This is a genomic window from Pseudomonas sp. S35 (genome assembly GCF_009866765.1).
Lineage (GTDB): Bacteria > Pseudomonadota > Gammaproteobacteria > Pseudomonadales > Pseudomonadaceae > Aquipseudomonas.
The window spans coordinates 3,351,571-3,376,139 of sequence record NZ_CP019431.1; the positions used below are offsets into that span (position 1 = coordinate 3,351,571).

The 24,569-nt window shown below is 59.4% G+C and carries 28 protein-coding genes; 18 read left to right on the forward strand and 10 right to left on the reverse strand.

All coding sequences use genetic code 11. The features are described from left to right. Nucleotides 1–54: 54 nt before the first annotated feature. Nucleotides 55–936, forward strand: a complete 882-nt coding sequence (rarD, locus tag PspS35_RS14825; RefSeq protein WP_159935500.1) for an EamA family transporter RarD — start codon at nt 55–57, stop codon at nt 934–936. A gap of 56 nt (nt 937–992) precedes the next feature. Here the strand turns inward: rarD and hppD are convergent, their stop codons facing one another. Together hppD and PspS35_RS14835 are read right to left on the reverse strand one after the other, a co-directional pair. Continuing rightward, a complete protein-coding gene (gene hppD / locus PspS35_RS14830; RefSeq protein WP_159935501.1) occupies nt 993–2,069 on the reverse strand; it encodes a 4-hydroxyphenylpyruvate dioxygenase in 1,077 nt (358 codons plus the stop codon). Nucleotides 2,070–2,311: 242 nt separating this feature from the next. Then, complete coding sequence (locus PspS35_RS14835; protein WP_159935502.1) at nt 2,312–3,235, reverse strand: EamA family transporter; 924 nt, start codon at nt 3,233–3,235, stop codon at nt 2,312–2,314. Between the two features lie 76 nt (nt 3,236–3,311). Here PspS35_RS14835 and PspS35_RS14840 point away from each other — a divergent pair, with 76 nt between their 5' ends. The 3 genes from PspS35_RS14840 to PspS35_RS14850 all read left to right on the forward strand — a co-directional run bounded on the left by PspS35_RS14840 (nt 3,312) and on the right by PspS35_RS14850 (nt 6,374). Further along, a complete protein-coding gene (locus tag PspS35_RS14840; protein ID WP_159935503.1) occupies nt 3,312–4,241 on the forward strand; it encodes a LysR family transcriptional regulator in 930 nt (309 codons plus the stop codon). A gap of 27 nt (nt 4,242–4,268) precedes the next feature. After that, nucleotides 4,269–5,810, forward strand: coding sequence for an EAL domain-containing protein (locus PspS35_RS14845; RefSeq protein ID WP_159935504.1), 1,542 nt, complete (start codon nt 4,269–4,271; stop codon nt 5,808–5,810). 198 nt (nt 5,811–6,008) lie between these two features. Continuing rightward, complete coding sequence (locus tag PspS35_RS14850) at nt 6,009–6,374, forward strand: histone-like nucleoid-structuring protein, MvaT/MvaU family (protein WP_159935505.1); 366 nt, start codon at nt 6,009–6,011, stop codon at nt 6,372–6,374. 112 nt (nt 6,375–6,486) lie between these two features. Here the strand turns inward: PspS35_RS14850 and PspS35_RS14855 are convergent, their stop codons facing one another. Beyond that, nucleotides 6,487–7,023, reverse strand: coding sequence for a DUF4946 domain-containing protein (locus PspS35_RS14855; protein WP_159935506.1), 537 nt, complete (start codon nt 7,021–7,023; stop codon nt 6,487–6,489). Nucleotides 7,024–7,221: 198 nt separating this feature from the next. Here PspS35_RS14855 and gloA point away from each other — a divergent pair, with 198 nt between their 5' ends. Next, a complete protein-coding gene (gene gloA / locus PspS35_RS14860) occupies nt 7,222–7,743 on the forward strand; it encodes a lactoylglutathione lyase (RefSeq protein WP_032885699.1) in 522 nt (173 codons plus the stop codon). A gap of 50 nt (nt 7,744–7,793) precedes the next feature. Here the strand turns inward: gloA and ahpF are convergent, their stop codons facing one another. From ahpF to PspS35_RS14875, 3 genes are all read right to left on the reverse strand, one after another. Continuing rightward, nucleotides 7,794–9,359, reverse strand: coding sequence for an alkyl hydroperoxide reductase subunit F (gene ahpF, locus PspS35_RS14865; RefSeq protein WP_159935507.1), 1,566 nt, complete (start codon nt 9,357–9,359; stop codon nt 7,794–7,796). 123 nt (nt 9,360–9,482) lie between these two features. Next, nucleotides 9,483–10,046 (reverse strand): alkyl hydroperoxide reductase subunit C, encoded by a 564-nt coding sequence (gene ahpC / locus PspS35_RS14870; RefSeq protein WP_032885701.1) that lies wholly within the window; start codon nt 10,044–10,046, stop codon nt 9,483–9,485. 133 nt (nt 10,047–10,179) lie between these two features. Continuing rightward, nucleotides 10,180–11,112 carry a site-specific integrase gene (locus PspS35_RS14875; protein ID WP_159935508.1) on the reverse strand — a complete coding sequence of 311 codons (933 nt, stop codon included), beginning with the start codon at nt 11,110–11,112 and terminating at the stop codon, nt 10,180–10,182. A 170-nt stretch (nt 11,113–11,282) separates the two neighbouring features. On the opposite strand from PspS35_RS14875, the gene PspS35_RS14880 reads away from it, so the two are divergent. Then, nucleotides 11,283–12,290, forward strand: coding sequence for a DNA-binding protein (locus PspS35_RS14880; protein WP_159935509.1), 1,008 nt, complete (start codon nt 11,283–11,285; stop codon nt 12,288–12,290). On the opposite strand, the gene gorA is transcribed toward PspS35_RS14880, so the two are convergent. Then, on the reverse strand, nt 12,291–13,649 hold the full coding sequence (gorA, locus tag PspS35_RS14885; RefSeq protein ID WP_159935510.1) for a glutathione-disulfide reductase: 1,359 nt from the start codon (nt 13,647–13,649) through the stop codon (nt 12,291–12,293). Nucleotides 13,650–13,748: 99 nt separating this feature from the next. Then, complete coding sequence (galU, locus tag PspS35_RS14890; protein ID WP_003212579.1) at nt 13,749–14,588, reverse strand: UTP--glucose-1-phosphate uridylyltransferase GalU; 840 nt, start codon at nt 14,586–14,588, stop codon at nt 13,749–13,751. 310 nt (nt 14,589–14,898) lie between these two features. On the opposite strand from galU, the gene PspS35_RS14895 reads away from it, so the two are divergent. Both PspS35_RS14895 and PspS35_RS14900 read left to right on the forward strand, forming a co-directional pair. Beyond that, a complete protein-coding gene (locus tag PspS35_RS14895; protein WP_159935511.1) occupies nt 14,899–15,084 on the forward strand; it encodes a hypothetical protein in 186 nt (61 codons plus the stop codon). 142 nt (nt 15,085–15,226) lie between these two features. Beyond that, nucleotides 15,227–15,508 carry a hypothetical protein gene (locus PspS35_RS14900; protein WP_159935512.1) on the forward strand — a complete coding sequence of 94 codons (282 nt, stop codon included), beginning with the start codon at nt 15,227–15,229 and terminating at the stop codon, nt 15,506–15,508. A gap of 9 nt (nt 15,509–15,517) precedes the next feature. Here the strand turns inward: PspS35_RS14900 and PspS35_RS14905 are convergent, their stop codons facing one another. Next, nucleotides 15,518–15,748 carry a hypothetical protein gene (locus PspS35_RS14905; RefSeq protein ID WP_159935513.1) on the reverse strand — a complete coding sequence of 77 codons (231 nt, stop codon included), beginning with the start codon at nt 15,746–15,748 and terminating at the stop codon, nt 15,518–15,520. A gap of 21 nt (nt 15,749–15,769) precedes the next feature. Continuing rightward, on the reverse strand, nt 15,770–16,120 hold the full coding sequence (locus tag PspS35_RS14910; protein WP_159935514.1) for a hypothetical protein: 351 nt from the start codon (nt 16,118–16,120) through the stop codon (nt 15,770–15,772). Between the two features lie 214 nt (nt 16,121–16,334). Between PspS35_RS14910 and PspS35_RS14915 the strand changes: the two genes are divergently transcribed. The 10 genes from PspS35_RS14915 to PspS35_RS14955 all read left to right on the forward strand — a co-directional run bounded on the left by PspS35_RS14915 (nt 16,335) and on the right by PspS35_RS14955 (nt 24,430). Continuing rightward, nucleotides 16,335–16,637 carry a DUF1883 domain-containing protein gene (locus PspS35_RS14915; protein WP_003173824.1) on the forward strand — a complete coding sequence of 101 codons (303 nt, stop codon included), beginning with the start codon at nt 16,335–16,337 and terminating at the stop codon, nt 16,635–16,637. Between the two features lie 25 nt (nt 16,638–16,662). Beyond that, the gene (locus PspS35_RS30070) at nt 16,663–16,830 is read left to right on the forward strand and encodes a hypothetical protein (protein ID WP_174244813.1); all 168 of its coding nucleotides are present in this window, start codon (nt 16,663–16,665) and stop codon (nt 16,828–16,830) included. Between the two features lie 4 nt (nt 16,831–16,834). Beyond that, nucleotides 16,835–17,500 (forward strand): DNA oxidative demethylase AlkB, encoded by a 666-nt coding sequence (alkB, locus tag PspS35_RS14920; protein WP_159935515.1) that lies wholly within the window; start codon nt 16,835–16,837, stop codon nt 17,498–17,500. 78 nt (nt 17,501–17,578) lie between these two features. Next, nucleotides 17,579–18,625, forward strand: coding sequence for a bifunctional DNA-binding transcriptional regulator/O6-methylguanine-DNA methyltransferase Ada (gene ada / locus PspS35_RS14925; RefSeq protein WP_159935516.1), 1,047 nt, complete (start codon nt 17,579–17,581; stop codon nt 18,623–18,625). Between the two features lie 106 nt (nt 18,626–18,731). After that, a complete protein-coding gene (locus PspS35_RS14930; protein ID WP_159935517.1) occupies nt 18,732–19,790 on the forward strand; it encodes a nitronate monooxygenase in 1,059 nt (352 codons plus the stop codon). Nucleotides 19,791–19,907: 117 nt separating this feature from the next. Next, a complete protein-coding gene (modA, locus tag PspS35_RS14935) occupies nt 19,908–20,660 on the forward strand; it encodes a molybdate ABC transporter substrate-binding protein (RefSeq protein ID WP_159935518.1) in 753 nt (250 codons plus the stop codon). Continuing rightward, a complete protein-coding gene (gene modB / locus PspS35_RS14940; RefSeq protein WP_159935519.1) occupies nt 20,661–21,341 on the forward strand; it encodes a molybdate ABC transporter permease subunit in 681 nt (226 codons plus the stop codon). Nucleotides 21,342–21,346: 5 nt separating this feature from the next. Continuing rightward, a complete protein-coding gene (gene modC, locus PspS35_RS14945) occupies nt 21,347–22,426 on the forward strand; it encodes a molybdenum ABC transporter ATP-binding protein (RefSeq protein ID WP_159935520.1) in 1,080 nt (359 codons plus the stop codon). A 74-nt stretch (nt 22,427–22,500) separates the two neighbouring features. Further along, nucleotides 22,501–23,529, forward strand: coding sequence for a DNA topoisomerase IB (locus PspS35_RS14950; RefSeq protein WP_159935521.1), 1,029 nt, complete (start codon nt 22,501–22,503; stop codon nt 23,527–23,529). Nucleotides 23,530–23,725: 196 nt separating this feature from the next. Then, on the forward strand, nt 23,726–24,430 hold the full coding sequence (locus PspS35_RS14955; protein ID WP_159935522.1) for a YoaK family protein: 705 nt from the start codon (nt 23,726–23,728) through the stop codon (nt 24,428–24,430). The last annotated feature ends 139 nt before the right edge of the window (nt 24,431–24,569 follow it).

The following is a 24,569-nucleotide window of genomic DNA, read 5'->3' on the forward strand; positions in this document are numbered from 1 at the left end:
GCAAGCACCATAATGCCCGCCTCTCTTGTACAAATCGGTTTTCGCGAGGACAGCGTGTCTAAAGGTGTTGTGTTATCGGTCTCGGCCTCGGTGTTGTTTGCCGTGATGTATTACTTTACATCGTTGCTCACGCCGTTGAGCGGCCTGGAGATTTTCGGCTGGCGCATGTTGCTGACCGTGCCTTGCATGACCGTGTTCATGGTCATCAGCGGTGAATGGCGACGTGTGTGGGAATTGCTGCGGGTGCTGGCGGCCAAGCCTCGATTGGTGGGCGGCGTAGTGCTGTCCTCGGCGTTACTGGGTGTGCAGTTGTGGTTGTTCATGTGGGCGCCGTTGAATGGGCGGAGCCTGGATGTGTCGGTCGGCTACTTCCTGCTGCCACTGACCATGGTGCTGACCGGGCGGTTGGTGTGGGGCGAGCAACTGTCCTACCTGCAAAAGATCGCAGTGTTTTTTGCCGGCCTCGGGGTGCTCAACGAGTTGTTCCAGGCCGGTGGTTTTTCCTGGGCGACGCTGGTGGTGATCATCGGCTACCCGCTGTACTTTATCGTGCGCAAACACCTCAAGACCGACAATCTGGGCGGGCTATGGCTGGACATGGCGCTGATGCTGCCGGTGGCCTGGTGGTTTGTGCAGAGCGGCGAACAGGGCTTTGCCGTGATGGATGTGCACCCCAAGCTGTACGCCTTGATCCCCATGCTGGGCCTGATCAGTGCCTCGGCGCTGGTGAGCTACATTATCGCCAGCCGCTTGCTGGCGTTCAGCCTGTTCGGGCTGCTCAGTTACGTCGAGCCGGTGCTGTTACTGGTGGTGGCGTTGCTGTTGGGGGAAGGGATCAAGCCGGGAGAGTGGCTGACCTACATTCCTATCTGGATCGCGGTCATGGTGCTGGTGTTCGAAGGCTTCAAGCATTTGGTGCGTCAGCGTCGCGCCTGATGCCCAGGCAATAAAAAGCCCGGCCGGGGGAAACCCTCGGCCGGGCTTTTTTGCGCTTAGTCGGTGGTCAGCACGCCGCGACGCACTTGGTCACGCTCGATGGACTCGAACAGCGCCTTGAAGTTGCCCTCGCCAAACCCATCGTCACCTTTGCGCTGGATGAATTCGAAGAACACCGGGCCCATCAGGGTTTCCGAGAAGATCTGCAGCAGCAGGCGCTTGTCGCCTTCGATGGATGAGCCATCCAACAGGATCCCGCGTGCTTGCAGTTGGTCGACGGGCTCGCCGTGGTTCGGCAGGCGGCCTTCGAGCATTTCGTAATAGGTGTCCGGCGGCGCGGTCATGAAGCGCATGCCGATTTTCTTCAGGGCGTCCCATGTCTTGACCAGGTCGTCGGTAAGGAACGCCACGTGCTGGATGCCCTCCCCGTTGAACTGCATCAAGAACTCTTCGATCTGCCCGGCGCCCTTGGACGACTCTTCGTTCAACGGGATGCGGATCATGCCGTCCGGGGCGCTCATGGCCTTGGAGGTCAGGCCGGTGTACTCGCCCTTGATATCGAAATAGCGGGCTTCGCGGAAGTTGAACAGCTTCTCGTAGAAATTCGCCCAGTAGGCCATGCGCCCGCGATAAACGTTGTGGGTCAGGTGGTCGATGACCTTGAGGCCGGCGCCCTGTGGGTTGCGCTCCACGCCGTCGAGGTAGACGAAGTCGATGTCATAGATCGAACTGCCTTCGCCGAAGCGGTCGATCAGGTACAGCGGCGCGCCGCCGATGCCTTTGATCGCCGGCAGGTTGAGCTCCATCGGGCCGGTTTCGATATGGATCGGCTGCGCGCCCAGCTCCAGTGCACGGGTGTAGGCTTGTTGCGAGTCCTTGACGCGGAACGCCATGCCGCACACCGACGGGCCGTGCTCCGCCGCGAAATACGAGGCGATGCTGTTGGGCTCGTTGTTGAGGATCAGGTTGATCTCGCCCTGGCGGTACAGGTGCACGTTCTTGGAGCGGTGCGTCGCGACTTTGATGAAGCCCATGATCTCGAAGATCGGCTCCAGGGTGCCTGGGGTTGGCGATGCGAATTCGATGAATTCAAAGCCCATCAGGCCCATTGGGTTTTCGTATTGGTCGGCCATGTTCGGCGCCTCATTCTTGTGATTAACGAAGGTCAATTAGCAGCAAGGATGAGGCAGCAAGGCGGCGCACAGGAAAGGCCTCGCACGCTGCGGGCGAGGAAGTCACCGAAGATCAGGGGGGAGCCGTGTCGCTTCATGGTTACATCAGTCTCTGACGGCCGAGGCTTGCGTGAGCGCAAGTCCATATTCTTGTATGCGTAAATCGATTCTACACAGCGTAACAGGGTTTGTCCGTACTCTTATCAAATCCCCATTGCCTTGGGCCGCGCAAGGGTTTTGTTGCACAGGTAGATGCCCAGCAGAATCACAGCCCCGCCCACCAGCATGGGCGTGGTCAGTTGTTCATCCAACAGCAAGGCCCCGCAAACCACCGCCGTCAGCGGGTTGAGCGCGATAAACACGCCCGAACGCGTAGGACCTATGCGCCGGATGCCGTCGTAGTAACCGATATAGGCCAGCGCCGAGCCGAACACGCCCAGATACAGCAGGCTCAGCAGCTGAGGTTGACTCAGGCCGGCAATGCCACCAATCGTGAAGTGGCCTGACAACGCAGTGGTCACGCAGAGCATCACGGTTCCCAGCAACACCGACCACGTGACCGTCTGCAACGGGCCCAGGCTTGCGTTCAGCCCCCGGGAAAACAACGAATAAATGGCCCACGCCAGCACACAGCCGGCAATCAACAGGTCACCCAACCCGCTGGAGGGTGTGGCCTGCATCAGTTGGGGGTTGCGGCTGACAATCACCGTGGCCGCGCCACCCAGGCACAACGCAATCCCCAAGACCTGGGTGCGGCCCAGGCGTTCCTTGAACACCAGCCAGGAAGCCAGGCCAATCACGGCCGGATTCAATGCCACGATCAAAGACGCCCGCGACGCGTTGATCGAGTGCAACCCATAAAAAAAGCACAGGTTGTAGAAAAAAATCCCAAAGAACCCCAGTACCGCCAGTTGCGCCAACTGCGCGAGGCTTGGGCGTGCCAGCGCGGTCCGCGACATCCCCATGAACAGCAACAGCGCCAGGCTCGCCAGGATAAAGCGCAGGCTGGCGGCCAGCAGCGGATGGAGCTGGTCCGCCAGGTAGCGCCCAGCCACGAAGGTGCCGCCCCAGATCATGGTGACGGCGGCGAGTTTGCAGTAAGTCAGGCGATCGGAGGTGGGACTCATGGCATTGGCTCAAGGGACAGGAGAATTGGCGTATTCTTCTGCTAATGATCAATCATCGTAAAATGAGCATTCACTCATGACGCTTACCCAGCTGGAAATATTCTCCCTGGTGGCTGAACTGCAAGGCTTCACCAGTGCGGCTAACCGGCTGGGCATCAGCCAGTCGGCGGTGTCCCATGCCATCAAGGCCTTGGAACTGGAACTGGGCGTGGAGCTGTTCCGGCGTCATCAAAGCCTGGTAGAGCCCAGTGATATCGGCCTGCAGTTACTCAGCCGCGCGCGCGCCATGCAGGGCCTGGCCGCGACTTTGCAACAGGAAGCCGCGGATGCCCGTGGCATGAAGCGTGGCACGTTGCGTATTGGCTCCTTCGGACCGACTGCGTCGATTCGCCTGCTACCTCCCATCCTTACCCGGTTTCGCGCCGCGCATCCGGGGATCGAGGTTCACATCGACGAAGGTCCAGACCGGCAAGTATTGCAATGGCTGGATGAGCGGCGTGTCGACGTGGGTTTTGTGGTGCTGGAGCAGGAGCGTTTCGACACCTTCAGCTTGTTCGAGGACCAGATGGTCGCGCTGCTGCCCGCCGACCACCCCTTGGCCGCCCGCGACAGCCTGACCTTGCATGAGCTGTGTGACGACCCCTTCATTCTCACCGAAGCCGGCTCTTCGGAACTGGTGTCTCGTTTGTTTGCCGCCGCTCAATTACGGCCGAAGGTGCGTTATCGCTGCACTCAGCTGCTGAGCACCTTGGAAGCGGTCAGCCGCGGGGATGGGCTGAGCATCGTGGCCGAGGCTTCGTTGCCGCAACGGAGCGACCCGCGCTATGTGCAGCGGCCGCTATCTCCTCGCATGGCGCGCCAGATCGGCTTGGCCGTGTTGGACCGCCGCCAGTCTTCGCCGGCCACCCTGGCATTTATCGACGTGGCGCAGAGCCTGGGCAACGTGAGCATAATTGAACAGGGCCATCTATCATCGATAGCATCCTTGGCCGGCCTCCCGGCATAACCCTTTTCGCACTAGGCCGCAGAACTCATGCCACTCACCGTCAAAGGTCCTCGAAAGCGCCTCGCCCGCTACTCCATCAGCGTGCTGTGTGGCCTGCTGCCGATTCTGCTCGGCGTGGTTATCCTGCATTGGCAAGCCGAACGCACCCTTGAACAAAGCACCGCTCAGACCGCCCAGGAAGCGATTCGTCAATTCGACTTGATGCTCGATAATACCGCCCTTGCCGCTCAGGCCTTGCTGCCCCTGGCCGGGAATCCGTGCGACAGCGGGGCACAACTGGCCCTGCGTGAGCAGGTCACGCGCCGGCCGTTTGTGCGTGCCACCACCCTGTCCTGGCAGAAGAACATTTATTGCAGCTCGCTGTTCGGCGACAGCTACGCATCGCCGGTCAACCCGCAGGACTATGTCGATGGCAAGCTATGGCTGATGAATGGCAACCCGGTGACGCCAGATACCGCATTGTTGGTTTACCGGCTGGTTGAGGGGGACAAAGCCGCTTTTGCCTCGATTGATGGTTACCACCTGACCAACGCTCTGCGCCTGATCAGTCGTTACGCGCAACTGATCTTGCAGGTCGGGCCCAATTGGCTGGCCGCTGATGGCAAGGTACATAACACCGCAGTGCCGGCGTTTGCGGTGGCCCATCATCACCTGGCATCCGCGCGCTATCACTACAGCGTGGATGCAGGCATGCCCGCCGGTGAAGTGTGGCGATACATGAAGGCTCGCTACCCGGCGTTGTTCAGCCTCGTGGTGTTCTTTGGCGTGCTGGCTGGCCTGCTCGCGTACTGGCTGCAAAAGCGCTCTTCGGCACCCACCCACGAATTGCAACGCGCGCTGGGGGCCAATGAGTTCATCCCGTACTTTCAGCCGGTCGTACGTGGCGACACCCGCGAATGGGCGGGTTGCGAGGTGCTGATGCGCTGGCGTCATCCCAAAGAAGGCTTGGTGCGGCCAGACCTGTTTATCCCACTGGCCGAACATTGCGGCCTGATCGTACCGATGACCCGCGCCCTGCTGCGCCAGACCGCAGCGCAACTGGCGCCCCACGCGGCGCGTTTCAGCCCGGGCTTCCACATCGGTGTGAATATCACCGCACGTCACTGTCAGGACATGGCACTGGTAGAGGACTGCCGTGAATTTCTCGCAGCCTTTGTGCCGGGCCAAGTGACGCTGGTGCTGGAGCTGACCGAGCGCGAACTGATCGAGCCCACCGACATCACCCGCCAATTGTTCGATGCCTTGCATCAACTGGGCGTGATGATCGCCATTGACGACTTTGGTACCGGCCATTCCAGCTTGGGTTACTTACGCAACTTCAATGTGGACTACTTGAAAATCGACCAGAGTTTCGTCGCGATGATCGGTGCCGACGCACTCTCAAGGCATATTCTCGATAGCATCATCCAATTGTCCGGCAAACTGGACCTGGGCATCGTTGCCGAGGGCGTGGAAACAGCCCAGCAGTGCGAGTACCTGGCGGCGCACGGTGTGGATTTCCTGCAGGGCTACCTGTTTGGACGGCCTTTACCCTGCGATGAATTCATTAAATCCCTGGCCAGCCATTGATTAGCCATGCACTAGATAGCTTGAAATAATGTTAGTAATACAAAAGACGTGATTTACTCACGGCGGATTAACTACTACAATTTTTCCTGCCGGTGCAGAACTCGCAGGACGACTTCTTTTTTGAGTCGCCTTAAAGCTCTTGGCTTATAGCTTTGTCTGCAGTTGATATCAGCCAAATACACTATTGGAGTACAGATTTTGTCCAGACTCGCCGAATTTCGCGCAGCAGAAAAAGCCCTTCAAGAGCAGCTAGCGCAGCTGGAATCCTTGAAGAACGATGCTGGCCTGAAGAAAGAAATCGAATTCGAAGAAAAGCTCCAGGGGCTGATGAAAACCTACGGCAAAGGCCTGCGTGACATCATCCTGATCCTTGATCCAAACCCGGGCAAGGCCGGCGCAGGAGCCGCTAGCGCACCAAAACAGCGCCGCGCACGCGTGGTCAAGGTCTATCACAACCCGCACACGGGCGAGCTGATCGAAACCAAAGGCGGCAACCACCGCGGCCTGAAGGCCTGGAAAGAACAGTACGGCGCCGCCACTGTAGACTCCTGGCTTCGCGGTTGATCACATCGCACTAACAAAGAGCCCCGCACATGCGGGGCTTTTTTTATTCAGGGATTCGAAACTGAACTTAAATAACATTTCATTTTGTTCAAAATCGCGGGGTGACGCGCACTTAAAGTTTCAGGCTGTCACGCACCGAACTGACTTCATCCTTGCTTGCGTCGTACGCTTGGGCCTGACCTGCGTATGAAAAAACATACGCCTTATCGGTATCAACAGCCCCCACCAATGTTTGCGACAGCACGTGTCGGCCGTTCTCGGTAATCACGCAAGTAGTTTCCAGCGCTTGAAGACGGCTCAATGTCGCTGCGTGCATTTTCGTACACACACTTTGATAACCGCCTTGGGCAAAGTCCTTCTGGATGGACTTGCGCATTTCCAGCAAAACGCCCTCCAGATTAACTTTATGCCCGGCTTCGATCGGCGTACCGGTCAACTCGATGACCATCAACGTGTTGCCATTTTCATCATTCTTGATCGCACGTTGCCGAGACACCGTCTGCGGTTTGGCCGGTGCCTCACCGTCGGGCACCACTTCCTCGACTTGCCAGCCGCTGGGCCAATGAATTTCAGGGTCGGCCGCCAGCACGAAGGGGCTGGCCAACAACAAACACGCAGCACTTAATAGCCGGTTACGAACGTCGATCATGCGAAAAACACCCAAGGATCAAGTCGCAAAGTCTGAGCCCCGGCACCCACTGCTCGCAAGGCCCGCGTGACCTTTTTCATTTGGCGCCACAGGCGGGCCTTGCGTATCATGGCTGCGCTGCACGGATGCCAGCCGCAAGCCAAGGGAACGCTCCTCTCACCTGGAGCCGCGTTTGCCCCATTTTTTCCTGGAGGGCCCATGAGCCTGCACGAACTGAACACCTTCCCGGGCGTCACTGCCCAACCTGATACCGCCACCACGAACTTCGTGTTCAACCACACCATGCTGCGGGTCAAGGACATCACCAAGTCGCTGGATTTTTACACCCGCGTCCTGGGTTTCTCCCTGGTTGAAAAGCGCGACTTCCCGGAAGCCGAATTCAGCCTTTACTTCCTGGCCCTGGTGGACAAGTCCCAGATCCCGGCCGACGCCGCTGCACGCACCCAGTGGATGAAGTCGATCCCCGGCATCCTGGAACTGACTCACAACCACGGCACCGAAAACGACGCCGACTTCGCGTACCACAACGGCAATACCGACCCGCGTGGCTTTGGCCATATCTGCATCGCGGTGCCGGATATCGTCGCCGCGTGCGAACGCTTTGAAGCGCTGGGCTGTGATTTCCAAAAGCGCCTGACCGACGGCCGCATGAAAAGCCTGGCCTTCATCAAGGACCCGGATGCGTACTGGGTTGAAATTATCCAGCCAACCCCGCTGTAACGAAAAAACCCCATGATCGCTCATGGGGTTTTTCATTTTCGGCCGCTTGTTTACGCTGGAGCAGAGGTCCGGATCAAGTGATCAAACGCGCTCAGGGAAGCTTTGGCGCCCTCGCCTACCGCAATCACGATCTGCTTGTACGGCACGGTCGTCACGTCACCGGCGGCAAACACGCCAGGCAGTGAAGTCTCGCCACGGGCATCGACAATGATTTCGCCACGCGGTGTCAACTCTACCGTGCCCTTGAGCCAATCGGTATTAGGCAGCAAGCCGATCTGCACAAAGATACCTTCCAGATCGACGGTCTTGAACTCGCCACTGTCGCGATCCTTGTACGCCAGACCGGTGACTTTCTGGCCATCACCTTTGACTTCACTGGTCAGCGCGCTGGTGATTACGTCAACGTTCGGCAGGCTGTACAGCTTGCGTTGCAGCACCGCATCGGCGCGCAGCTTGCTGTCGAACTCCAGCAAGGTGACGTGGCTGACGATACCCGCCAGGTCGATGGCCGCTTCAACACCGGAGTTACCGCCGCCGATCACCGCCACACGCTTGCCTTTGAACAGCGGGCCGTCGCAGTGCGGGCAAAAACACACGCCCTTGGCCTTGTATTCCTGCTCGCCCGGCACACCCATTTCGCGCCAGCGCGCACCGGTGGCCAGAATCACAGTCTTGGACTTGAGCGTTGCGCCGCTTTCAAAACGGATCTCGTGCAAGTCGCCGGCATTTTTTGCGGGGATCAGGCTGCTTGCGCGCTGCAGATTCATGATGTCCACGTCGTACTGACGCACATGGGCCTCAAGCGCGCTGGCCAGCTTCGGCCCTTCGGTTTCCTGCACCGAGATAAAGTTCTCGATGGACATGGTGTCCAGCACCTGGCCACCAAAGCGCTCTGCGGCAACACCCGTACGAATGCCTTTGCGCGCTGCGTAGATGGCGGCCGCGGAACCGGCAGGGCCACCGCCGACGACGAGTACATCAAAGGCCTGTTTGGCGCTGATTTTCTCGGCAGCTTTTTCGATGCCGCTGGTGTCCAGCTTGGCGAGGATTTCTTCCAGGCCCATGCGGCCCTGGCCGAAGTTCACGCCATTCAAATAGACGCTCGGCACCGCCATGATCTGGCGCTCATCGACTTCAGCCTGGAACAGTGCGCCGTCGATGGCGACGTGACGGACGTTCGGGTTGAGCACGGCCATCAGGTTCAGCGCCTGGACCACGTCCGGGCAGTTCTGGCATGACAGCGAGAAGTACGTCTCGAAGCTGAACTCGCCTTTGAGGGCGCGAATCTGTTCAATCACTTCGACACTGGCCTTCGACGGGTGGCCGCCGACTTGCAGCAGCGCGAGCACCAGCGAAGTGAATTCATGGCCCATAGGGATGCCGGCGAAACGCAGGCTGATATCGGCACCCGGGCGGTTGATGGAGAACGACGGCTTGCGCGCATCATTGCCATCGGTTTTGAGGGTAATCAGCGTGGTGAGGCTGGTTACGTCCTGCAAAAGAGCAAGCATTTCCTGGGATTTCGCGCCGTCGTCGAGGGAGGCGACGATCTCGATCGGCTGGGTGACCCGTTCCAGGTATGACTTCAACTGAGCTTTAAGATTGGCGTCCAACATACGGGCGATTTCCTTTAATTCTGGGTATAAAAAAACGCCCGAGCGAATCTCGCCCGGGCGTTTTTGGGGGCGGTTGCAGCTTACTGAGTAGGTGCGGAAACCCGCCCTTGATGCTTCACAGACTTAGATCTTGCCGACCAGGTCCAGGGACGGAGCCAGGGTGGCCTCGCCTTCTTTCCACTTGGCTGGGCACACTTCGCCTGGGTGGGCAGCAACGTACTGGGCTGCCTTGATTTTGCGCAGCAGCTCGGAAGCGTCACGGCCAACACCGCCGTCGTTCAGTTCAACGATCTTGATCTGACCTTCTGGGTTGATCACGAACGTGCCACGGTCTGCCAGGCCAGCTTCTTCGATCAGTACGTCGAAGTTGCGGGAGATGGTCAGGGTCGGGTCGCCGATCATGGTGTATTGGATCTTGCCGATGGCTGGCGAGGTGTTGTGCCAGGCAGCGTGGGCGAAATGGGTGTCGGTGGAAACACTGTAGATTTCAACGCCCAGTTTCTGGAATTCGGCGTGATTGTCAGCCAGGTCTTCCAGTTCGGTTGGGCAAACGAAGGTGAAGTCGGCTGGGTAGAAGAAGAAAACCGACCACTTACCTTTCAGGTCAGCATCCGACACGTCTACGAAGTTGCCGTTTTTGAACGCGGTCGCTTTGAACGGTTTTACTTGGCTGTTGATGATAGGCATCGTTGACTCTCCGTCAGGGGTTAAGAAGTTGATGGAATGAATCGTACCCACTCTTTACGACGATGGCTCATTGGCAAACCTGATGCTGACGATTGGTTTTCTCTATCAGGTGACTGTATTAATAGAAGAAATCTCAAAGCAGCGGTTGAGTCGCCAGGGTCATGCCGAGAAAGGGCGTCGCTTCAACATAGCGCATGGCAGATTTCATGTCGTTCCAGCCGACGTAACTCATCAACGACTTCAAATCCCAGCCGCTGCGATGGGCCCAGGTAGCGAACCCTCGGCGCAGCGAGTGGCTGGTGTATTGCTCGGCGGGGATGCCCGCACGCGCAAGGGCCTGGCGCAATAACGGGATGACACTGTTGGGGTGCAAGCCCTCCTCGCCCAGGTTGCCCCAGCGATCGATACCGCGAAACACCGGGCCACGCACCAGAGCGGATGCGCTGAGCCATTCGCTGTAGGCCTGTACCGGACACAGGCGCAGCAGCGCCGGGGTGTGATAGCTCTTGCCGAGGTTGTCGCGGTCACTTTTGCTGCGCGGCAGGTACAGGCTGATGCCCGCACCGGCGGTGGCCTGCACGTGCTCAATCTGCACACGGCAGAGCTCATCGCTACGAAAACCGCGCCAGAAACCCAGCAGGATCAATGCCGTGTCGCGTTTAGCGCGCAGCAATCGAGGCTGGTCCTGCGCCTGGGCCGCCTCCTTCGCCTCATCCTCAAGTGAGGCCACCACCTGCTCCAGTTGCTTGAGTTGCAGCGGCTCGGCCTGCTTCTCGCGCGCGGGGTGTACGGCGCGAATCCCTTTGAGCACCCTGCGCACCACGGGTGCCTTGGTCGGGTCAGGGAAGCCCTGACTGGTGTGCCATTGCGCCAATGCCGAAAGCCGCAGCTTCAGCGTGTTGACCGCCAGCACGCCGGCATGGGCCACCAAGTAACGCGCCACGCTGTCGCTGGTGGCCGGCAAGAACCCGCCCCAGCTCACTTCAAAGTGTTCGATTGCCGCCCGGTAGCTGCGGCGCGTGTTGTCGCGGGTGGCGGCGTTGAGATAACGATCCAGATCGCTCATGGGAGGCCTATTCGTACTGCGGGCAGGTGTTTTTGCGCGTCAGACACGCATGACACGGGATAATACGCCAATATCCCATCTGTTAAATCATGATTTTTAAGGTTTTTATATTTGTGTTATAGTATGTATATACATACCACGTACCACAGTATCAAATCGACGGAGACCTCATGGCACGCGGCGGCATCAACAAAGCAGTAGTTCAAACGGCACGCTTGGCGATCCTTGCCCGAGGCGAAAACCCCAGCATCGACGCGGTGCGCATCGAAATGGGCAATACCGGCTCGAAAACCACGATCCATCGCTATTTGAAGGAACTGGACGACAGCGAAACCCGCCAGGCCATCACCCAAGCGCCGATTGACGACGAACTGGGCGAGCTGGTTTCGCGACTGGCTCAGCGCTTGAAAGACAAGGCCCAAGAACCGATTGACCTGGCCCAAGCGCAGTTCGAACAGCAGAAAGCTGCCCTGCTCGCCCAGGTTGAAGCCCTTGAGGCAGCCCACGGCCAACTCAAGCAGCAATTCGATATCCAGGCCGCCGCGCTATCAGATGAAAGCGCCGCGCTGCAAACCGCCAGCACCAGCCTGCAAACCGAGCAAACCCGTAACGCCGGGCTGAGCCAGGCGTGCAGTGATTACGAGCTGAGGATCAACGACAAGGACGAACAGATTCGTTCACTGGAAGAAAAGCACCTGCACGCCCGCGACGCGCTCGAGCATTACCGCAATGCGATCAAGGAACAGCGCGAGCAGGAGCAGCGTCGCCATGAAGGCCAACTGCAGCAGGTACAGGCAGAACTGCGCCAGGCCCAGCAAAGCGCAATGGTGCGCCAGGATGAGATCACTCAACTGCATCGCGATAACGAGCGCTTATTGATCGAGCATCGGGTGACGGCGAAGCAATTGACGGCGCTGCAGGAGCAAGCCCGCAAGGATCAGGCTCAGCAACTCAAGCAGAGCGAACAGATGAGCCAGATCGACAGCGAGCGCACGCTGCTTCAGGAGCGCCTGCGGGTGGCCGTGCTGGAGAGCCAGTCACGCCAGGAAGCGCTGGCCGAGCACCAACACACCAACAAAAACCTGGAACTGCACCTTATCAAGGCCCAGGCCAGTATCGAGGCATTGCGTCTGGCGGCCGCCGTTGCAGCGGCGCCAGAGACAACGCCCGACGACTGATCAGTGCGCCACAGGCGTGCGCATGGTGACGAACTCTTCGGCCGCCGTAGGGTGCACGCCGATGGTTTCATCGAAATGACGCTTGGTGGCGCCCGCCTTGAGCGCGATCGCCAGGCCCTGGACGATCTCGCCGGCGTCCGGGCCAACCATATGGCAACCCAGCACCTTGTCGGTGTCGGCATCCACCACCAGCTTCATCAGGGTTTTCTCCTGGCAATCGGTGAGGGTCAGCTTCATGGGCCGGAAACGGCTTTCGAAGACCTGCACATCATGGCCGTTCTTCTTCGCCTCTTCTTCCGTCAAACCGACGGTGCCGATATTCGGCAGGCTGAACACCGCTGTCGGGATCATCGCGTAATCCACCGGGCGGTATTGCTCAGGCTTGAACAGGCGACGCGCTACGGCCATGCCTTCGGCCAACGCCACCGGCGTCAACTGCACACGACCGATCACATCACCAATGGCCAGAATCGACGCTTCGGTGGTTTCGTAAAGGTCATTGACCTGCACAAAGCCACGCTCATCCAACTTGACGCCGGTGTTTTCCAGCCCAAGGTTGTCCAGCATCGGACGCCGGCCCGTGGCGTAGAACACGCAATCGGTTTGCAGCTCGCGACCGTCCTTCAGGGTGGCCTTGAGGCTGCCATCGGCCTGCTTGTCGATGCGCTCGATATCGGCGTTGAATTGCAGGTCCAGGCCGCGCTTGGTCAGTTCTTCTTGCAAGTGTTTGCGCACGGCGCCATCAAAACCACGCAAGAACAGGTCGCCGCGATACAGCAGTGATGTCTGCGCGCCCAGGCCGTGGAAGATACCGGCGAACTCGACAGCGATATAACCGCCACCGACGACCAACACGCGCTTGGGCAGTTCTTTAAGGAAGAACGCTTCATTGGAGCCAATAGCATGTTCGCGCCCTGGAATCTCCGGAATCTGCGGCCAGCCGCCCGTAGCGATCAGGATGTGCTTGGCGGTAAAGCGCTCGCCATTGATTTCAACCTGGTGCGGATCCACCAAGCGAGCATGGCCTTCATGCAGGGTGACACCGCTGTTGACCAACAGGTTGCGATAGATGCCATTGAGACGATTGATCTCACGGTCCTTGTTGGCGATCAGCGTCGCCCAGTCAAAGTTCGCTTCGCCCAACGACCAGCCAAAACCGCTGGCCTGCTCGAAGTCCTCGGCAAAATGCGCGCCGTATACCAGCAGCTTTTTCGGCACACAGCCCACGTTTACGCAGGTGCCGCCCAGGTAGCGGCTTTCCGCTACGGCCACCTTGGCGCCAAAGCCAGCGGCAAAGCGCGCCGCGCGAACACCGCCGGACCCGGCGCCAATTACATACAGATCAAAATCGTAGGCCATTTCACTCTCCTCGGCAGGCAATCAGCATACCGACTTACATGGGGCTGAAAAACGAAAAAGCCACCCGAAGGTGGCTTTTTAGAAACGGGCAGGCGTAGATCAGTAAGCCTTGCCGGTCTTGTAGAAGTGCTCGTAGCAGAAGTTGGTGGCTTCGATGTAGCCTTCAGCACCGCCGCAGTCAAAGCGACGACCCTTGAACTTGTACGCGATCACACAACCGTCTTTGGCCTGCTTGAGCAGGGCGTCAGTGATCTGGATCTCGCCACCCTTGCCCGGCTCGGTTTCTTCGATCAGCTTGAAGATGTCCGGCGTCAAGATGTAACGACCAATGATCGCCAGGTTCGACGGTGCATCTTCAGGTGCTGGTTTTTCAACCATGTCGCGTACGCGGATCAGGCCATCACCGATGTCGTCACCGGCAATCACGCCGTACTTGTTGGTTTCTTGAGGGTCGACCTCTTGCACCGCCACGATGGTGCAACGGTATTTCTGGTACAGCTTGACCATCTGGGTCAGTACGCCATCACCTTCCAGGTTCACACACAGGTCATCGGCCAGTACCACGGCGAACGGCTCGTCACCGATCAGCGGACGACCGGTGAGGATGGCGTGGCCGAGGCCTTTCATCTGGGTCTGGCGGGTGTACGAGAACGAGCACTCATCGAGCAGTTTGCGGATGCCGACCAGGTATTTTTCCTTGTCGGTGCCTTTGATCTGGTTTTCCAGCTCGTAGCTGATGTCGAAGTGGTCTTCCAGCGCGCGCTTACCGCGGCCGGTGACGATGGAGATTTCGTTCAGACCGGCATCCAATGCCTCTTCGACGCCGTACTGAATCAGTGGCTTGTTTACCACCGGCAGCATCTCTTTAGGCATGGCCTTGGTCGCTGGCAAGAAGCGAGTGCCGTAACCGGCTGCTGGGAACAAGCATTTCTTGATCATATAAGTCCTTACAAAGGGCTGTGCGTACGGAATTCGGCGCAGTCTAATCAGGCCGCAGCCACCTTACAATGGGGGTTGCTGGCGTTGCGATGTCATCATAGAGAAAAAATGTCGGCGTAAGTTCCGCTGATCTTGCGAAGAGCGTCGCCACCAACACGGCGGTAAGTGCCTGCACCTCAATGTTTCAAAGGGCTGCGACCGTTTTAGCATGCTTTTGAGCTCCAAACACTGACTTGGAATAACTTGCGCGGCCCCACGACATTTGGCGCTATCATTACGCCCTTGAACCAGACCACGAGATTCTTAATAGATGTCAGAACCAAAAGGCGTGAACGGCTACCTGATCACCAAGCGAGCGGACGGCTGGCACTTGATCAATTTCCACGGGGACAGCGTCGCCGGTGTTTTCGCGACCGAAAGCATGGCTATCGCGGTTGCCGAAGTGTTTGTGGATGAAGCGGGCCACGCATCCAGCAAAAGGCCGAAAAGCAAGTAAGCCTGGCAATTTTGCGTAAAAAGCCCCGATTAACGGGGCTTTTTTGCGTTTGCCTGTACCTAGGTGGCAGTTCGCTATAATCTGCCGCCAACGCCCCACGACAGTGTCAGCGCCCCTCCCACACCCTCGACGACGACTACCTATGAACAAATTCCTGGCACTGACTGCGGTACTGGCGCTGGCTGGCTGCACCACCACGTCCGACGTCTACCTGAAAAGCGGCGAACAAGGCCTGACCATCGATTGCTCGGGCGAAGCCAACTCCTGGGCCAGTTGCTACGAAAAAGCCGACGCCTCCTGCGCGGGCACCGGCTACCGCATCGTCGGCACCGAGGGCACCCCGTCGCTTAAAGAAAGCGACAAAACCCTGGGCCAGGACGTGGGCAATTTCAAAAGCCGTAGCGTGGTGGTGGTCTGCAAATAAACACAGGGGTTACAGGTGGATCTCGGCAAACTTGATGCCCAGCTCCCGAAGGATCCCGGTCAGTTCATCAAGGCTGGCAAACGATTCGACTTCGTCCTGATCGTCCACCAGGAAATAACTACGCCCGCCACTTTTCTTGAAAAAAACGATCCACTCATCCAAGTCGGCGGGGTTCTGGATGACATGGGTGGCCGAGATTTGCCCCTCGGCGTAGCGGGCCTTGACATGTTCACGCTTCATATCTGATTTTCCGCAACGGCATCAGCCGGAAATGCATTCTTCGCCAGCCTTTTTGACATCACCCGGGCGGATCGGCACGTTGGACATGCTTTCGTAAAGTTTGATGCTGCTGCCACTGGAACGCTCTTCAATCTCGAAAATGGCCGACGGGTCGGCGGAAAATTTCTGCGGCACAATTACGCGCACGCCTTCCTTGTGAGGCTCAATCTGCGGCGGGCGGCGCGTCGCCGACAGTTTCTGTACCACACAGGCAGCGTATTCCTGGGGTTTTTTCCCGGAAATGACGGCCAGCGTCGGCGGGGTCTGCTTGATATCTGCAACCGAAGCACACCCACCTATCGCCAAGGCCAGAACCAACACACTCCACTTCATATCTAAAATCTCCAATAAAGACCCTACGACAGCGGGGATGGTAATTTTCTCCCGCCCACGTAGGATTTATCCCTGATAACTCGGTAAATAACTGTTTTAAATTGTCGACGTCGTTGAAGACGGGCCGATAATAAACGCGCTGGGGCTGATAAACTCCATCTTAACCTACGTATCGTTCTGATTTTTCAGAAAAAGCCCTTCTGGAGACACCCTCATGAAATTCATCCACCAGCGCGAGCACCTCAACGAGGGAGATATCGTTGTCATCGAATGCTCGCAGACTTGTAATATCCGTCTGATGAGCGACGCGAATTTTCGCAGCTTCAAGAATGGCGGTCGCCATACTTACCACGGCGGAGCATTCGACAAGTTCCCCGCCAAGATCACCGCACCGAGCACCGGGTTCTGGAACATCACCCTGGACGTGGTCACTCGGCGCGCGATCAGCGTTACCCGCAAGCCCGCGTTGTCCCACAAGATTCGTATCGTACGTCGCACCAGCACCAAGCTGAGCTGATTCGAACACGCCACAGGAAATAACCGTGACTGCCACCACCAAATACGTGATCAAGTACAAGCTCAACGGCGAGCGCCGCTTTGAGTTCGCCCAACTGACGACCAACAGCGTGGAGGAAGCCCTGCAAGCCTTGGCGAAAATTCACGATGCCAGTGATGTCATCACCGACATCAATGTGAGTAAGGCTTTGTAAGCCAATGCCCGGCCCGACTGCCGACCTCTTCGCCGATGACGCCTTGCAGCAACCTGCGGGGCGCGAAAAAATTGGCGAGCAGTCCTACGTACTCAAGGGCTACGCGCTGCCGTGGATTGAACGGCTTCTGCCAGCGTTGCGTGGCGTGCTGGCACAATCACCGTTTCGGCAAATGGTCACTCCAGGTGGCTTTACCATGTCGGCGGCATTGAGCAGTTGCGGTGAGTTGGGCTGGACCACCGACACCACCGGCTACCGCTACAGCCCACTGGATCCACGCAGCCAGCAACCCTGGCCCGCCCTGCCCGATGTTTTGCGCGAATTGGCCGCACTGGCGGCAGCTGATGCCGGCTTTCGCGACTTCATCCCTGACGCCTGCCTGATCAACCGCTACGTAGCGGGTGCAAAAATGTCCCTGCATCAAGACAAAAATGAACGGGATTTCAGCGCGCCAGTCGTGTCGGTGTCCCTCGGGTTGCCAGCAATTTTTCTGTTTGGCGGCCACGAACGCAGTGACAAACCCCAAAAGATCTCGCTGTTTCACGGCGACGTGGTGGTCTGGGGCGGGGTTGATCGCCTGCGTTTCCACGGCGTGATGCCGATCAAGGACGGCCAGCATCCGGTCATGGGGCCACAACGCATCAATCTCACCTTTCGCACCGCTGGCTGATAATTCGAGCGCAAGCTTCAGAGTGCCAGGTGGCCACGGCACGGCTAATCTGCCGAATACCCGTCAAGAGTGTCGAGCATGACCAACGAACAAGACCCGCGCTGGGCTGCGATCCTCGCCCGCGACCCCAAAGCCGATACGCTGTTCGTCTACGGCGTGAAAACCACGGGTGTGTACTGCCGCCCCAGCAGCGCGTCGCGTTTGCCGCGCCCCGAAAACGTCGAGTTCTTCGAGACACCGGCGCAAGCCGAAGCGGCTGGCTACCGCCCCAGCAAGCGCGCCACCGGCGACCAGACCCAGCGCACCGCACTGGATGCCCAACGTGTGGCCGACGCATGCCATTACATTGAACAAGCCGATACCCCACCCAGCCTGAACGCCCTCGCCGCACATGCAGGCCTGAGCCCGTTTCACTTTCATCGCATATTCAAAGCCGTCACCGGCCTGACGCCCAAGGCCTACGCCAGCGCCCATCGCTCGCGCAAAGTGCGCGAGCGCCTCAAAGGCCAGAATTCGGTCACCGATGCACTGTATGACGCAGGCTTCAACTCCAACAGCCGCTTTTATGAGTCGGCCGGCCAAGTGCTCGGCATGAAGCCCAGCGACTACAAGGCCGGGGGTACCAATAACACGATCCTGTTTGCCGTCGGACAATGTTCATTGGGTGCGATCCTGGTAGCCCAAAGCACCCGAGGGGTATGCGCAATCCTGCTGGGGGATGACCCTGACACTCTGGTACGCGACCTGCAGGACCAGTTCCCCAAGGCAGACTTGGTGGGTGCCGATCACCGCTTCGAACAGTTGATCGCTCAAGTGGTGGGGTTTATCGAAGCCCCCGCGCTGGGCCTGGACTTACCGCTGGACCTACGCGGCACTGCGTTCCAGGAGCGTGTATGGCAAGCCTTGCGCGATATTCCAGTGGGCGACACCGCCAGCTACGCGCAGATTGCCGAGCGGATCGGCGTGCCCCAATCGTTTCGCGCGGTGGCCCAGGCCTGCGGTGCCAACAGCCTGGCAGTGGCAATCCCCTGTCACCGCGTGGTGCGCAGTAATGGTGAAGTGTCCGGCTACCGCTGGGGCGTGGAGCGCAAACGCCAACTGCTGGAGCGCGAACGCAAGCACTAACGCTGCACGAAAAGGCCACCTCGTCCAGTGAATAAAACAGACTGGCCGGGGGCCAGATGCCCTGCTAAAACAGCGAAAAGTCCGACTAACGCTGGAGACGTATCCCATGAGCACCTGGCCAGACACGCGCATCCTCGAACTGCTGGGCATTGAGCTGCCCATTATCCAGGCGCCCATGGCTGTGGGCACCACCACCGATATGGTCATCGCCGCCAATAATGCCGGCGCACTGGGGTCAATGCCTGCTGCCGCGCTGAGTATCGAGCAACTGCGCGAGGCGCTTGGCACTATTCGCCAGGCCAGCCCCCGCCCCATCAACGTCAACTTCTTCTGCCATCAGCCGCCCGTGGCTGACGAAGCGCGGGACCGCCACTGGAAGGCGCTGCTGGAACCTTACTACCGTGAATTGGGTGCTGATTTTGATGCGCCCACGCCGCTCACTGACCGCGCGCCATTCAATGATGCGGCCTGTAAGGTAGTGGAAGAGTTCCGACCCGAAGTGGTCAGTTTTCACTTCGGCCTGCCGGAAAAATCCCTGCTCGATCGTGTGAAAGCCACCGGCGCCAAAGTGCTCTCCTCCGCCACCACAGTAGAAGAGGCGGTCTGGCTGGAACAACATGGCTGCGACGCAATTATCGCGATGGGCATTGAGGCCGGTGGACATCGGGGTTTGTTTCTCAGCGATGACCTCAACACCCAGATCGGGTTGTTCGCCCTATTACCGCAGATCGTCGACGCGGTGGACGTGCCGGTAATTGCTGCAGGCGGCATTGGCGATGCACGCGGGATCGTAGCGGCGTTCGCCCTCGGGGCCTCGGCGGTGCAGATTGGCACGGCGTACCTGTTTACCCCCGAAGCCAATGTCACGGTCGCCCATCACCATGCGCTGCGTCACGCCCAAGCCAGCGAAACCGCCCTGACTAACCTGTTCACCGGGCGCCCTGCACGAGGCATCGTCAACCGTGTGATGCGTGAATTGGGTTCGATCAACCTGGCCGCCCCCGCGTTTCCACGCGCCGGCGGAGCGTTGATACCGCTCAAGGCCAAGGATGAGGCCGGGTTCAGCAACCTCTGGTCGGGCCAGGCATTGCGCCTGGGTAAGGACACCACTACCTACGAGCTGACACGCACATTGGCCGAACAGGCACTGGCCAAGCTCCACTAACCCCGCCATGCATGGCAACTTTGCGCTGTACCGGCAATGGCCAACCGCTATATATTCCAATACATAGCGATTAAGCGTTCTACCCATAAAAAGCCGTACATCCCAAGGAGCTGCTTCATGAAGATTCACGCCTCACGCCTGGCCGTGCTGGTCGCTGCGTTCGCGTTTGGTTCGGCCCACGCCGATGAAGTCCAGGTAGCCGTGGCCGCCAACTTCACCGCGCCGATCCAGGCGATTGCCGCCGATTTCGAAAAGGACACCGGCCATAAGCTGGTCGCGGCCTACGGCGCCACCGGTCAGTTCTACACCCAGATCAAGAACGGCGCGCCGTTCGAAGTGTTCCTGAGCGCCGACGACACCACCCCGCAAAAGCTGGAAAGCGAAGGCGATACCGTCAAGGGCTCACGCTTCACCTACGCCGTGGGCACCCTGGCGCTATGGTCGGCCAAAGAAGGTTATGTGGACGCCAAGGGCGAAGTGCTGAAGAAAAACCAGTTCAAGCACCTGTCCATCGCCAACCCGAAAGCCGCGCCCTACGGCCTGGCCGCGACCCAAGTCCTGGCAAGGGAAGGCCTGAGCGAGCAGGTCAAAGACAAGCTCGTTGAAGGCCAGAACATCACTCAAGCGTATCAGTTCGTCTCCACTGGCAACGCCGAGTTGGGTTTTGTGGCCTTGTCGCAGATCTATAAAGACGGCAAAGTCACCAGCGGTTCAGCGTGGATCGTTCCTTCGACCCTGCACGACCCGATCAAGCAGGACGCGGTGATCCTCAATAAAGGCAAAGACAGCGCCGCTGCCAAAGCGCTGGTCGACTACCTGAAAGGACCAAAAGCCGCGGCCGTCATCAAGTCCTACGGTTACGAGCTTTAAATGCCGCTGTCGAGTGCCGATTTTTCCGCGATCTGGTTGACCATCAAACTGGCATCACTGACCACCGTGATCCTGCTGGTCATCGGCACTCCGATTGCCCTGTGGCTGTCGCGCACCCGTTCCTGGTGGCGCGGCCCCATTGGCGCCATCGTCGCCCTGCCGCTGGTGCTGCCGCCCACAGTGATCGGTTTTTACCTGCTGCTGACCATGGGCCCCAACGGTTACTTCGGCCAGTTCACCCAATGGCTTGGCCTGGGCACCCTCACCTTCAGCTTTGCCGGGCTGGTGATCGGCTCGGTGATCTACTCCATGCCGTTTGTGGTGCAACCGCTGCAAAACGCCTTCTCCGCCATCGGCACCCGCCCACTGGAGGTGGCCGCGACACTGCGCGCCAACCCCTGGGACACCTTCTTCACCGTAATCCTGCCTCTGGCGCGCCCGGGGTTTATCACCGCGTCCATTCTCGGCTTCGCCCATACCGTCGGTGAGTTCGGCGTCGTGCTGATGATCGGCGGCAATATTCCGGACAAGACCCGGGTGGTCTCGGTGCAGATCTACGACCATGTCGAAGCGATGGAATATGCCCAGGCTCACTGGCTGGCAGGCTCTATGGTGGTGTTCGCGTTCTTCGTGTTGCTGGCACTCTATTCCAGCCGTAAAACCAAGATGGGCTGGAGCTGATGTCAATGATTGAGGTGCGCCTGCAACTCACGTATCCGGGCTTTGCGCTGGATGTAGACCTGCAACTGCCAGGGCGTGGTGTGACTGCGCTGTACGGGCATTCCGGCTCCGGCAAGACCACATGCCTGCGTTGCATCGCCGGGCTGGAGCGGGCCAACACCGGGTTTATCCAGATCAACGGTGACGTCTGGCAAGACAGCCGCAACGGGCTGTTCGTGCCCCCGCATAAGCGCGCGCTGGGCTATGTGTTCCAGGAGGCGAGTTTGTTCCCGCATTTGTCGGTGCGCGCCAACCTGGCGTTCGGCCTAAAGCGGATACCCCGTGAGCAACGTCGGGTGGACATGGCCCAGGCCACACAATTGCTGGGCATCGGCCACCTGCTGGAGCGTAATCCCCAGCACCTTTCCGGCGGGGAACGCCAGCGCATCGGGATCGCCCGCGCCCTTCTCACCAGCCCCAAACTGCTGTTAATGGATGAGCCGCTGGCCGCCCTCGACAGCGCGCGCAAACACGAGATCCTGCCGTACCTGGAGCGCCTGCACGATGAACTGGACATTCCGGTGTTGTACGTCAGCCATGCCCAGGATGAAGTGGCCCGCTTGGCCGATCACATTGTGTTGCTCAGCGAAGGCAAAGCCCTGGCCAGTGGCCCCATCGGCGAAACCCTGGCACGCCTCGATCTGCCGCTGGCGCGGGGTGACGACGCGGGCGTGGTGATCAACGGCACGGTCAGCGCCTACAACGAGCACTATCAGTTGCTCACGCTGCAACTGCCTGCCAGCAGCCTGCAAATGCGCGTGGCCCATGTGCCGCTGGCGGTGGGCAAAGCGTTGCGGATCAAGGTGCAGGCACGGGACGTGAGCCTCAGCCTGCAAGGGTCGGAGCACAGCAGCATCCTCAACCGCCTGCCGGTGACGGTGGTCGAGGAAGTTGCAGCGGACAACAGCGCCCACGTGCTGGTGCGCCTTGAGGCTGATGGCACGCCATTGCTGGCACGTATCACCCGCTTCTCCCGCGACCAACTGCAACTGCACCCTGGCCAGACCGTGTGGGCGCAAATCAAGGCGGTTGCGGTACTGGCATAACCATTTGGCACGAGCGCACCTGGCTGTGGTCAATCAGACATAACGGCCTGATTTGCTGCCAAGGAAACCGCCCCATGCCCGACTCCGCGCTGCCCGCCGACCTGCCCCGCGACCTGCATTACGTTGACGACACCCAGCCTGGCATCCGCCGCAAACGCCTGCGCGGCCGGTTTCAGTATTTCAATGCCAAGGGTGAGCGCATCACGGACGGCGATGAAATCAAGCGTCTCAATGCGCTGGCCGTTCCACCCGCCTACACCGATGTGTGGATCTGCGCCGACCCTCGTGGCCATCTGCAAGCCACTGGCCGAGACGCCCGCGGGCGCAAGCAGTACCGCTATCACGCACGATGGCGCGAAGTGCGCGACAGTGACAAATACTCACGCCTGCAAGCATTCGGCAAAACCCTGCCCGCCCTGCGCAAGCAGCTTGAAGCGCAACTGGCCGAGCCCGGTTTCACCCGCGAAAAAGTCCTGGCCACCGTGGTGATGTTGCTGGATGCCACCTTGATCCGCGTCGGCAATGTCCAATATGCCCGTGATAACAAATCCTACGGCCTGACGACATTGCGCAACCGCCATGTGGGCATCCAGGGCAGCGAGATTAAGTTCCAGTTCCGGGGCAAGAGCGGCGTTGAACATCAGGTCAGCGTCAAAGACCGGCGCCTGGCCGGGGTGGTCAAGCGCTGCATGGAATTGCCGGGGCAGAACCTGTTCCAGTACCTGGACGAAGACGGCGAGCGCCACACCGTCAGCTCCCAGGATGTGAATGCCTACTTGCATAGCCTTACCGGGGCCGACTTCACCGCCAAGGATTACCGCACCTGGGCTGGCACCGCGATGGCATTGGCGGTGCTGCGCGAGCTGGAATGGCAGCCTGAGTCCGATGCCAAGCGGCACGTGGTGGCGATGGTCAAAGACGTCGCCAGGCAACTGGGCAACACGCCAGCGGTGTGCCGCAAGTGCTATATCCACCCGGCGGTGCTTGAGCATTTCAGCCTGGGCGAACTGTCCAGACTGCCCAAGCCCAGGCTGCGCAAGGGGCTCAAGGCTGAGGAAGTGGCGCTCGCGATGTTCCTTGAACAACTGGCCAAGGCACGCTAAACGAGCGCATCGGTAATCGCCTTTGCACGGGCGTTGCAAGACGTTGCCGGCGCGATGCTAGTGCAAAACCCGGCCGACGCGCGTGCTCCGCTGGCAATACGAAGGCTGGCACCTGAGGTGTGCCTTAGGTCATTGCACGCTGGATCAAAGCGCCCTACCGTAGTGGCCGGATAATCTCATCGAGGAGCCCGGCTCTATGCTGCCTTCGCCCCGCAGGCCCCACGCCAACGCAGCACTCGCCCACCAACAGCGCTGGCGTGGCCGAGTCGGGCTGATGCTGGTGGCCAGCCTTTCGGTGCTGGCGGGCATGACCGATGCCATTGGCTTTATGGCCAGCGGCGACTTTGTGTCGTTCATGAGCGGCAACACCACCCGCCTGGCGGTGGCGATCAGCGCGGGGGACTTTACCCTGATGGCGCGATTGTCGTTGCTGGTCGCCACCTTTGTTGTCGGCAATGCGCTGGGTGTGATGGTGAGTCGCTTTGGCCGACGCCATGCGCTGCCGCTGCTGCTGTGCATCGCCACCTTGTTGTGCGGCGGCGCACTGTGGCCGTTCGAGGATAGTTTGCCCGCTCTGTTGGCGGCGATCATCGCGATGGGCATGCTCAATGCGGCAGTGGAAGAGGTCAACGGTTTGCCGGTGGGGCTTACGTACGTCACCGGGGCGCTGTCACGTTTTGGTCGCGGCCTGGGGCGCTGGATGCTGGGCGAGCGGCGCAATGGCTGGCGGGTGCAGTTGATCCCGTGGGCAGGCATGTTCGTCGGCGCGGTGATCGGCGCGCTGCTGGAGCACCATATGGGCCTGAAAGCGTTGCTGGTCAGTGGCGTGGTAGCGGGTTTGCTGGGGCTGGTGTCGCTGAAGATTCCCCGGCGCTGGCACTTGGGATTTATGCCACGCTGAGCGCAAAAAGAAGCTCGCCCGACATTCAGGCCTCGACGTCCGTGTACTGGTAAAGAGCCATCACGTCGAGCGAGCGGTGTGAATCATAAGCGAATGTCCGGCGACTGTCCCGCCGGGCATTTCCTAAAAATACTAAGGC